Here is a 10,255-nt window from a genome sequence, read left to right as displayed (position 1 = left end):
CCGGTGCGCTGAAGGCCGCCGGTGAGCGGCTGCTGGCCCGGCACGCCAACCTGCGCGTCGGATTCCGGCACGACGGCCTCAAGCGCCCCGTGCAGATCGTCCGGCGCATCGTCTCCCTGGACTGGACCGAGGCGGACCTCTCCGGCCTTGACGACGCCGAGCGGGAGGCGGAGGCCTGCCGCGTCGCGGACGAGGTCCGGCGGCGGAAGTTCGACCTCGGCCGCCCGCCGCTGCTGCGGCTGACGCTGATGCGGCTCGGCGCCGACCGCCACCGCCTGCTGCTGACGAACCACCACATCCTGTGGGACGGCTGGTCGGCATCAGTGCTCATCGGTGAGCTGCTCTCCCTCTATGGCACCGGTGGCGACGACTCCCGGCTGCCGAAGGTCACCCCGTACCGTGACTACCTGGCCTGGCTCACCGCGCAGGACCGCGACGCTGCCCGCGCGGCCTGGGCCTCCGCCCTGGCCGGGCTCGGAGCCCCCACCCTCATCGCCCCCCAGGTGGCCGACCGGGCGCCCGAACTGCCGAGGCAGCTCACCAGCAACCTGCCGGAGGAGCTGACGGCCAGGCTCGGCGAGTTCGCCCGGCAGCAGGGCGTCACCATGAACACCCTGGTGCAAGCGGCGTGGGGTCTGCTGCTGACCCGCATGACCGGTCGGCAGGACGTCGTCTTCGGCATGACGGTTTCCGGCCGTCCGCCTGAGCTGCCCGGCGTCGAGGGCATGGTCGGCCTCTTCATCAACACCGTCCCTGTCCGCGTACGACTGCGCGACGGCGAGTCGGTGGCCGCGCTGCTGAAGCGGCTCCAGGGGGAGCAGGCGGCCTTGATGGATCACCACCACCTGGGCCTGTCCGAGGTGCAGCGGCAAGCCGGTAGCCGGGACCTCTTCGACACCACGATGGTCTTCGAGAGCTACCCCCTGGACGCGTCGGCTTGGGGGTCCCCGGCTGAGGGGCTGAAGCTGGTCGGCATCGCCGGTACGGACGCGACGCATTACTCGCTCGCCCTGTCCGTGATCCCCGGCCCCGGGCTGACCCTGCGCCTTGGCTACCGCACCGACGCGTTCGCCCCGGCGGAGGCCGAACTGTACCTCGCGCGGCTGGACCGCCTGCTGCAGAACATGGTTGCCCAGCCGGACCTGCCTGCCGCCAGGGTCGACTTCCTGTCGCCGGAGGAGCGCTACCGCCTCCTCGCCGAGTTCGGCGGTTACGGTGCCATGCCCGCCTGACGGCGGGTATGGCGAGCGCAGTGCGGTCCCTCGGGGACCGCACTGCGCGGTGCGGCAGCTCGAAACGCTTGAAAGTCCGACCCGCCGTTCACGCTCCGCTGAAAGTCCCTGAGAAGTCCCAGAGGGCTGGACCAGCCGCCGGATGCCCGTAAACGTGCAGGTCAGAGCGTGGTCTCGTGATCTCTCCCTGAGCGGAACAGGACCCGGCGTACAGCCCGACTCGTCTGCCTCTTTCTCTTGTTCCTCTTGTTGCGAGAGGCTGGGTGGGATGGAAGTCCTGGGGGTCGACGCCTGCGGCAGGCAGGGCTGGATAGGCATCAGGCTCACGGACGGCACGTTCGCGGGCAGCCTCGTGGACGTCCGGCTCGATGCGCTGATCAAGCGTGCCGCCGGCGCAGAGGCGATCGCGGTGGACATGCCGCTGGGCCTGATCGAGAAGGGCTGGCGCGCCGCGGATCTCGGGGCGAGGACATTCCTGGGGGCACGGCGCAACAGCGTCTTCCTCGTGGCGCCGCGCCCGGCGTGGCTTGAGTCGGATTACGTGGCGGCCGGCGATCGGTGCCATGAGCTCACGGGTCACCGGCTGAGCCGACAGGCGTGGGCCCTCGCTCCGAAACTCCTCGAGGCCCGCGCGTGCTGGCTCGCCGACGAGCGGATCCACGAGGTCCACCCCGAGGTGTCCTTCTATGCCCTGGCCGGAGGGGTGCCGCTGGACCACGCCAAGAAGACGTGGCGTGGCCAGAATGCGCGGCGCCAGTTGCTGGCCGCAGCCGGGGTTGTGCTGCCGGACGCGCTTGGCGAGGCGGATCGCGTTCCTGCGGACGACGTCCTCGATGCCGCTGCGGCGGCCTGGTCGGCGCAGCGGATTGCGCTGGGGATCGCGGGGCGGATTCCTGAGGTGCCTGAACTGGACATGGAAGGGCGCGTCGTCGAGATCTGGTACTGACTTGAAGGGAAATACGGTGCTGGGACTGCTGGGCTTCTACGACGAACTCGACAACCGCCCCGGTCGGCCGAACGGATCCATCCGCGACGCCGTCCGGCCCTTCGGCGCACCGGACGAGGCAGACCTTGTGGCCTACCTGGATGCCGGCCACATCCTCATCGACGTCATGGAAGCGGGCCATGACGTCATCACCGCCAGCGCGCACCGCCACTCCCTCGGTTGCTCGTCATTGGTGACCGACGGCACCTGGCTCTGGCGCCAGGACTTCCCCCACTACGTCGAGACGCACCACGTCTTGCTTCCCGAGGCGTTCGTCGAGCATGTGCGAGGGCTGAACTACCGGATGCCGGCGCTCATCACCGCACGGTTCGCGCCCCACTACAACGAGACCATGCCCCTCGTCGGCTGGGCCTCGGCCACCCCGTGGCGAGCAAGTGCAGCCGTGCTCGAACCCGAACCGCGAACGGTCACAAGCAAGGCCCAGTTCGACGCAGCGATGCTTGCCCAGGAACGAAACCGGCCGCACGGCAACTGGGCCAAGCCCCGCAAGCCGAGGAGAGCATGAGCCAACACCCATGAGCATCCGTATTCCGCTCTCAAGATCCCAGCGCTAGCTCCGCCCCTCGAGCATCAGCGGTCATGCAGGAGGAGTCAGCGGGCGTTCCCGTACACCCTTGAGGTGCGCTTCGAAGACCTCCCGCGCCTCCGGCGTCAACGTCCGCAGCGCCACCAGCGCCGTGATCGCCACATCGCACAGTTCGGACTGGACGTCCTCCCACGTGTGGGTGACCCCCTTGCGTGGGTTCTGGCCGGTCGCGCCGATCACCGCCTCGGCCACCTCGCCCACTTCCTCCGACAACTTGAGGATGCGGAGCAGTACGCCCTCCGGGCCGGCATGCCTGCGAGTCGCCTCCAGACGGTCCCAGAGTTCGTGGATCGTCGGCCAGAGGGCGGGGGAGGTGTCCTGGTCGCTCATGCCCCGAAGCTTGGCATGCCCCGGCTGGGCTAGTCCTCGAACAGGACCTCCTGCTCGCCTTCCGTCTTCTGTCGCACCCGCCGGTTCCGTGCTCCTACCACCACCGCCGTAGCCGCTGCCGTCACTCCCAGTGCCAGCGGCACCATCCACCCCCGGTCGAAAACATGCCCGGACGCGTGGTCGAGGGAGAGGCGGCCCGGGCCCGCGATGGCCAGGCCCGCTGCCGCCAGGCCCAGGGTGGCCGCGTACTCGTAGCCACCCTCCTGGGCGAAGAAGCCGTTGGGTTTGTGGACCGCCGCCGCCCCGGCCATCGCGCCGGCCGCCGCCGCGCCCGCCGCCGGGGTTGCCAGGCCCAGCGCCAGCAGGGTGCCGCCGCCCGCCTCGGCCAGGCCCGCCGCCGTCGCGCTTGCCTTGCCGGGCGCGTAGCCGACGGACTCCATGAACTGGCCGGTGCCCTCCAGGCCGTGGCCGCCGAACCAGCCGAACAGCTTCTGTGTGCCATGTGCGACGAGCACCCCGCCCGTCCCCAGCCGGAGCAGCAGCAGGCCCAGATCACGTCGGTCGTAACAGGTCACGGTCGTCACTCCTGTCAGCGCCTATGAAGTCCCCTGTCACCGTCGCATCCCGTGCTCCTGCGGGCCCGTCGTGGATGGCGTTCGGGTGGCGGGGGCGGGGGAGCGGTGTGAGTCTGGCGCCATGACGATTCAGCCAGCCAAGCTCAGCGATCCGTCCGTCCGGGCCTTCGTCAACGCCGTGAACTCGCATGACCGCGAGGGCTTCATGTCCCTCCTCTCGCCGGGCGCGACGATGTCCGACGACGGCGCCGACCGCGACCTCGCCGAGTGGATCGACCGGGAGATCTTCACCTCCAACGGCCACATGGATGTCGACAACGAGTCCCGTGGCGGCCGCGACCTCATCGCCCGCTACCGCAACGACGCCTGGGGCGAGATGCGCACCAAGTGGCACTTCGAGATCGAGGACGACGGCAGGATCTCCCGGTTCGAGACCGGGCAGGCGTAATCCTCCCGAGCAAGCCTCCGAGAAATCCCGCTGTGAAACCGCTTGCCTTCGTGTGCGCTTCAACTCCTAGCGTTCTGCGGCATGGAGACCACCAGCAGGACACTGGGGCGCAGCGGGATCGAAGTGAGTGCGCTCGGATTCGGGTGCTGGGCCATCGGTGGTGAGTGGCAGGCCGCCGATGGGCAGCCCCTCGGGTGGGGGAAGGTGGATGACGAGGAGTCCGTGCGGGCCGTTCGCCGTGCCCTCGACCTCGGCGTCACCTTCTTCGACACCGCCGACGTCTACGGCACCGGGCACAGTGAGGAGGTCCTGGGCCGGGCGCTCGGCAAGCGCAGGGATGAAATCGTCCTTGCCACCAAGTGGGGCAACGTCTTCGACCCGGACACCCGCACCCTCACCGGCGCCGACGACACCCCGGAGTACGCCCGCCGGGCCCTGATCGCGTCACTGCGTCGCCTCGGCACCGATCACATCGATCTGTATCAGCTTCATCTGTCCGACGCCGATCCGGTGCGGGCTGCCGAACTGCGGGACCTGTGTGAGGAGTTGGTCGGGGAGGGGCTCATCCACGCCTATGGCTGGAGCACCGACGATCCCGAGCGCGCCGCCGTCTTCGCCGAAGGGCCGCACTGTACGGCTGTACAGCACGCGCTCAATGTTCTTCAGGACGCGCCTCGGCTCATCGAGCTGTGCGAGCGGCTGGACCTCGCCGGCATCAACCGCAGCCCGCTCGCGATGGGGCTGCTGACCGGGAAGCGGCACACCTCCCTGGAGGCCGGGGACATCCGGAGCAGGCCGCCCGCCTGGCTCCAGGGGTTCGGGGGCGACGGGTCCGGCGCTGATCCCGAGTGGGTGAGTCGGGTCGAGGCCCTGCGGGACATTCTCACCAGTGACGGCCGTACCCCCGCCCAGGGCGCCCTGGCCTGGTTGTGGGCGCGCAGCCCGCGCACCGTGCCGATCCCGGGCTTCCGGACCGTCGCCCAGGCCGAGGAGAACGCCGGCGCGATCGCGAAAGGGCCGCTCACCGCAGAGCAGTTGACCGAGATCGATCGCCTGCTCGGACGATGAGCGGCCCCAACGAGCCGTACAAGCGGTCCCAATGGGCCGTACGACGACGTCAGTAGCCGTACCCCCCGTACTGCTGCTGCGCATACTGCTCCTGCGGCGCGTACTGCCCGTACGCCTGCTGTCGTCCCGCACCCCCGCCCCGCTCGGTGAGCGTGATCTGGCCCGCCTTGATGGTGGCCAGGCGCGGGGCGCGGCGGGCGATGGAGGAGTCGTGGGTGACCATGATGAAGGTCAGCCCGTGCTCCCGCCACAGGCCCTCCAGCAGGGCCATGATGTCGTCGCGGGTGCCCTCGTCGAGGTTGCCGGTGGGCTCGTCGGCCAGCAGCACCTTCGGGTTCTTCACCAGCGCGCGGGCGATGGCGACGCGCTGCTGCTGGCCGCCCGACATCTCCGAGGGGACGTGGGAGAGCCGCTCGCCGAGGCCCACCGAGCGCAGCGCCTCGGCGGCCCGCTCGCGCCGCTCGCCCGGCTTCACGCCCAGCGGGACCAGCGCCGTCTCCACGTTCTCCTGCGCGGTCAGCGTCGGGATGAGGTTGAACGCCTGGAAGATGATGCCGATCTTCTCGGCGCGCAGCCGGGTCAGCTTGGCCTCGCTGATCGTGGCGAGGTCGACGCCGTCCAGTTCGACGCTGCCGGACGAGGGGCGGTCGAGGCCGCCGATCATCTGCAGGAGGGTGGACTTGCCGCCGCCCGTCGGGCCCTGGATGACCAGCTGGTCGCCGTCGGCGATGGTGAGGTCGACGCCGCGCAGCGCCTCCACCGTCTCCTTGCCCCGCGTGTACCGCTTGGTGACGCCGGTGAGTCTGTACATGGGTGCTCCGTGAGTGAACAGAAGGGTGGGTCAGGAGACGCTGCGCAGGGCGTCGGCCGGGCGCATCCGGGAGGCGCGCCAGCCGCCCATGGCGCCGGCGATCAGACCGCCGGCGACCGCGAGGCCGACGGCCAGGGCGATGGTGGTCAGGGAGACGGGCGCGGTCAGCGCGATCTCCAGGGTGTTCTTGGTGGCCTGCTGGCCCGGGCCGCCGCCACCGGGGCCGCCGCCCATGCCACCGCCCATGCCGCCACCGCCGCTGCTGCCCAGCTCCGCCTGCAGCTTCGGGCTGATCGCGGTGACCGTGTAGGCGGCCGCGAGGCCCAGGGCGATGCCGAGGCCGCCGCCGATCAGGCCGTTGACCATGGACTCGCCGACCACCTGCCGGGTCACCTTGCGGCTCGGCCAGCCGAGCGCCTTCAGGGTGCCGAACTCGCGCACCCGCCGGGACACGGCCGAGGAGGTGAGCAGCGCGGCCACCAGGAAGGCGGCGACCAGGACGGTGATCGAGAGCCACTTGCCGACGCTGCCGGCCAGGTTCGAGGCCGTGGACAGCGAGCCGGAGACGGTGGAGGCCAGGTCGGAGGAGGTGGTGACCGTCGTACCGGAGATGTTGCTCTGGATCGTCTTCTTGACGGCGGAGATCTGCTGGGAGTCGGTCGCCTTGACGTAGATCGTCGTGACCTTGTTCTTGGCGTCACCGAGCGACTGGGCCTGCTTCAGCGGCAGGTAGACGTCGGTGGTGGACTCGCTGCTGTCCGGGGTGGCGATGCCGATGACCGTGTACTTGGTGCCGGAGATCTTGAAGGTCGAGCCGACCTTGTACTTCTTCTCCTTGGCGTACGACTTGCTGACGACCGCCACCTTCGCGTCGGTCTGCGCCGAGGTGAAGGTCTTCCCGGAGGTGATCTTCATCGTGGCCAGCGGGCCGAGGGCCTGGTCGGTGACGTCGACGCCGGCCACCGAGTAGCTGTTGACGTTGAAGTTGGCGCCGCCGCCCTGCACCTGCGGCTGCCCGCCACTTCCTCCGCCGGGGCCGCCCTGCTGCTGGGAGCTTCCGGAGGACGTGGACGACTTCGCCTTGCCCTGGGTGAAGGAGCCGTCGACCTTGGTGACGTTCAGGGAGAGGGCGCCCACCGCGCTCGCCACGCCCTTCTGCGCGGCGACCTTCGCGACCAGCGAGGACTTCAGGGCCTGACCACCCTGTGTCATCACCCGGTCCGAGCTCTGTGCGGTCTTGCTGCTGGACTTGGCGTCGAACTTGAAGTTCGGGCCCTGCGAGCTGCCGGCCCTGGGTGCCGACTGCGCCTTGGTGACCGTCATGTCGGTGCCGAGGCCGTAGAGCGACTTCAGGACCTTGTCCTGCGCCTGCGTCATACCGGCCGACACCGAGCTGACGGTGATGACCAGCGCGATACCGAGCGCCAGACCCATCGCGATGACCAGAGCGGCCTTCTTGCGGCGGCTCAGCTCACGCTTGAGATAGATGCCAAACATCCCGTTCCTCGAAGGTTCTTGGCGCCCGCTGTGGGCGCGGCCACAAGCTAGGGAGGAACCTTTGAGGCGCGCTGAGTAAAAGGTGTGTCAGAGCTGAGAAAGCAGGATGGGGGGTCAAATTTTCATAAGACAGCAAATTCCTGTGCCATGGAGGGCCTCCTGCCAGGAAATGCCTGTTGGGTGCGGTGTACGGTCCCCGGGTGCGTGAATGTTCCCGGCTCAGCCGGCGTGCCGCCCTCGGGCTGACGGCCGCCGCCCTCCCCCTGTCCGTGGCCGCCCCTGCCTCCGCCGCGACCGTGATCGGCGGTGAGCGGCTGGCCCGTACCGGAGTCCAGGTGCGCGGCGCCGGCGGCCTGCCCCGGAAGCTCAGCGCCCGCTCGTGGCTGGTCGCCGACGGCGGGACCGGCGAGGTGCTCGCCTCCTTCGACGCGCACCGGCGCCTGGCGCCCGCGTCCACGCTGAAGATGCTGTTCGCGGACACCGTGCTGAAGAAGTTCGAGCGGACCGAGCGGTACAAGGTCACCGACGCCGACCTCGCCGACATCCCGGCCGGCTCCAGCCTCGTCGGCATCAAGCCCGGCATCACCTACACCGTCGAGCAGCTGTGGCAGGGCGTGTTCCTGCGCTCCGGCAACGACGCGGTGCACGTGCTCGCGCACATGAACGGCGGTGTGGCCAAGACGGTCGCCGAGATGCAGGCCATGGCCGAGGACCTGCAGGCCCTGGACACCCATGTGGTCAGCCCCGACGGCTTCGACCACAAGGGCCAGCTCTCCTCGGCGTACGACCTCACGCTCTTCGCCCGGCACGGCCTCAAGAACGGCGACTTCCGCGGCTACTGCGGCACCAGGACCGCCGACTTCCCGGCCGGCGGCAAGAAGACCTTCCAGATCCAGAACACCGACCGCCTGCTCACGGGGGCCTGGGGGCTGCACACGTACGACGGTCTGATCGGCGTGAAGAACGGTTACACCAGCCACGCCGGCAACACCTTCACCGGCGCGGCCACCCGGGGCGGCCGCACCCTGCTGGTCACCGTGATGCATCCGGCCGAGGGCAGCAACGCCGTCTACGAGCAGACCGCCGCGCTGCTCGACTGGGGCTTCGGGGCCGGGCGTTCGGCGCAGGCGGTGGGCATGCTCGTCGAGCCGATCAGTGAGGGCGGGGCGAGCGCGAGCCCGGCGCCCGAGGGGAAGGCGGTCCACGCCGCGGCCGGGGCTCCCGGCTCGGCGTCCTCCGGGCACCCCTCGTCGTGGCGGCTGCTGGAGGGGGCGGCCGGTACGGCGGCACTGCTGGGAGCGGGTGCGTGGGCGCTGCGGCGGCGCGTGGTGCGAGCCAAGGCTGCTCGGACCGAGGCTGCTCGGGCCAAGGCTGCTCGGGTCGAGACGGCTCGGGTCGAAGAGGGGCAGGCCGAGGTGGAGCCGGAGTCCGGATCGGGGCCGCGGCACGGGCGCTGAGGTACGGGATCGAGTACGGCGGCAGCCGTTCCACCGACCGGTGCGTACCCCGCGGTCCCACGCGAGGTCCACCCCCAACTCCGGTCCGGTGGAACGGCTGCCGACTCCCCCCTCGATATGGCTACGGAACTCCTGTGCTCCAAGTGTGAAGCTCTTGTGGAGGAAAGTTGAGCATAAGCGGCCGACGGGCCGCAATAGGGCGGACGTTGAAATTCCGTTTGTGTAACTTGAAGGGTTCGGTTCCGCCCCGCCCCGGGCCCCGGGCCGAGTCCCGTCCTCAGCCTCGCCCGATGTACGGCATCGCCGTCGCCAACACCGTCGCGAACTGCACGTTCGCCTCCAGCGGCAGCTCGGCCATGTGCCGCACGGTGCGCGCCACGTCGGCCACGTCCATCACCGGTTCCGGGGCCACCTCGCCGCTCGCCTGCAGTGCCCCGGTCTGCATCCGGGCCGTCATGTCGGTGGCCGCGTTCCCGATGTCGATCTGCCCGACCGCGATCCGGTACGGCCGCCCGTCCAGCGACAGCGACCTGGTCAGGCCGGTCAGCGCGTGCTTGGTCGCGGTGTAGGCGACCGAGTGCGGGCGGGGCGTGTGGGCGGAGATGGAGCCGTTGTTGATGATCCGGCCGCCCTGCGGGTCCTGCTCCTTCATCCGCCGGTACGCCGCCTGCGCGCACAGGAACGCCCCGTTGAGGTTGGTGTCCACCACGTGCCGCCAGGCGTCGTAGGGCAGGTCCTCGACGGGCACCCCGCCCGGACCGAACGTCCCGGCGTTGTTGAACAGCAGGTCGATGCGCCCGAACCGGTCCACGGCCGCCGTGAACAGCGCGTCCACGTCCTCGGGCCGGGACACGTCGGTGCGCACGGCGAGCGAGGGCGCCCCGGGCACCAGTGCCGCCGTCTCCTCCAGCGTCTCGACGCGCCGGCCGGCCAGCGCCACCGACCAGCCGGCGCGCAGCAGCTCCACGGCGACGGCCCGCCCGATACCGGAGCCGGCGCCGGTCACCACCGCGATCTTCGATTGCCTGTCAGTCATGGTTCCGCAGCGTAGGCGGGAAGTCCGCGATGCGGAATCAGGTGTCCGCCATACGGCTACCTGGTGACGGTGGCCACGGCCCCCCCCGGGAGCCTCCCCGGGATACCGCACGCTCTGCTCAGCCAACCAGCCCCGCCCCACCCTCGTTCATGTGTGCCACGGCAGTGTGTACGAGCTGCGAGCATGGAGGCCGATTCCTGACGAGAGGG

General features: G+C 70.1%; 11 protein-coding genes. 6 read left to right on the top strand and 5 right to left on the bottom strand.

Annotation, left to right across the window (positions count from 1 at the left end; translation table 11 throughout):
* The 3 genes from ACFYZZ_RS33875 to ACFYZZ_RS33865 form a co-directional block, all read left to right on the top strand.
* Positions 1-1,232 (top strand): condensation domain-containing protein (locus ACFYZZ_RS33875; protein ID WP_389184253.1); only part of this gene is annotated, 1,232 nt, incomplete at its 5' end.
* A 268-nt stretch (positions 1,233-1,500) separates the two neighbouring features.
* Positions 1,501-2,178: a DUF429 domain-containing protein gene (locus tag ACFYZZ_RS33870; protein ID WP_389184250.1), complete on the top strand. Its 678-nt coding sequence runs from the start codon at positions 1,501-1,503 to the stop codon at positions 2,176-2,178.
* A gap of 16 nt (positions 2,179-2,194) precedes the next feature.
* Positions 2,195-2,743 carry a hypothetical protein gene (locus ACFYZZ_RS33865; RefSeq protein ID WP_389184247.1) on the top strand — a complete coding sequence of 183 codons (549 nt, stop codon included), beginning with the start codon at positions 2,195-2,197 and terminating at the stop codon, positions 2,741-2,743.
* A gap of 72 nt (positions 2,744-2,815) precedes the next feature.
* Here the strand turns inward: ACFYZZ_RS33865 and ACFYZZ_RS33860 are convergent, their stop codons facing one another.
* Both ACFYZZ_RS33860 and ACFYZZ_RS33855 read right to left on the bottom strand, forming a co-directional pair.
* The gene (locus tag ACFYZZ_RS33860) at positions 2,816-3,154 is read right to left on the bottom strand and encodes a MazG-like family protein (RefSeq protein WP_389184244.1); all 339 of its coding nucleotides are present in this window, start codon (positions 3,152-3,154) and stop codon (positions 2,816-2,818) included.
* Between the two features lie 29 nt (positions 3,155-3,183).
* On the bottom strand, positions 3,184-3,729 hold the full coding sequence (locus ACFYZZ_RS33855; RefSeq protein ID WP_386572352.1) for a DoxX family membrane protein: 546 nt from the start codon (positions 3,727-3,729) through the stop codon (positions 3,184-3,186).
* A 121-nt stretch (positions 3,730-3,850) separates the two neighbouring features.
* Between ACFYZZ_RS33855 and ACFYZZ_RS33850 the strand changes: the two genes are divergently transcribed.
* Positions 3,851-4,177, top strand: coding sequence for a nuclear transport factor 2 family protein (locus ACFYZZ_RS33850; RefSeq protein WP_389184241.1), 327 nt, complete (start codon positions 3,851-3,853; stop codon positions 4,175-4,177).
* A gap of 81 nt (positions 4,178-4,258) precedes the next feature.
* Entirely contained in the window at positions 4,259-5,245 is a 987-nt protein-coding gene (locus tag ACFYZZ_RS33845; RefSeq protein WP_389184238.1) for an aldo/keto reductase, read from the top strand.
* Positions 5,246-5,294: 49 nt separating this feature from the next.
* Here ACFYZZ_RS33845 and ACFYZZ_RS33840 read toward each other — a convergent pair whose 3' ends face one another.
* Positions 5,295-6,056: an ABC transporter ATP-binding protein gene (locus tag ACFYZZ_RS33840; RefSeq protein ID WP_389184235.1), complete on the bottom strand. Its 762-nt coding sequence runs from the start codon at positions 6,054-6,056 to the stop codon at positions 5,295-5,297.
* 30 nt (positions 6,057-6,086) lie between these two features.
* Positions 6,087-7,553 carry an ABC transporter permease gene (locus ACFYZZ_RS33835; RefSeq protein WP_389184232.1) on the bottom strand — a complete coding sequence of 489 codons (1,467 nt, stop codon included), beginning with the start codon at positions 7,551-7,553 and terminating at the stop codon, positions 6,087-6,089.
* Between the two features lie 200 nt (positions 7,554-7,753).
* Here ACFYZZ_RS33835 and ACFYZZ_RS33830 point away from each other — a divergent pair, with 200 nt between their 5' ends.
* Positions 7,754-9,010, top strand: coding sequence for a D-alanyl-D-alanine carboxypeptidase family protein (locus tag ACFYZZ_RS33830; protein ID WP_389184230.1), 1,257 nt, complete (start codon positions 7,754-7,756; stop codon positions 9,008-9,010).
* Positions 9,011-9,287: 277 nt separating this feature from the next.
* Here ACFYZZ_RS33830 and ACFYZZ_RS33825 read toward each other — a convergent pair whose 3' ends face one another.
* Entirely contained in the window at positions 9,288-10,046 is a 759-nt protein-coding gene (locus ACFYZZ_RS33825) for an SDR family oxidoreductase (RefSeq protein WP_389184227.1), read from the bottom strand.
* Positions 10,047-10,255 lie beyond the last annotated feature (209 nt).

Source organism: Streptomyces sp. NPDC001816 (assembly GCF_042892235.1).
Taxonomy (GTDB): domain Bacteria; phylum Actinomycetota; class Actinomycetes; order Streptomycetales; family Streptomycetaceae; genus Streptomyces.
This window is presented reverse-complemented; position numbering and strand designations above follow the sequence as displayed.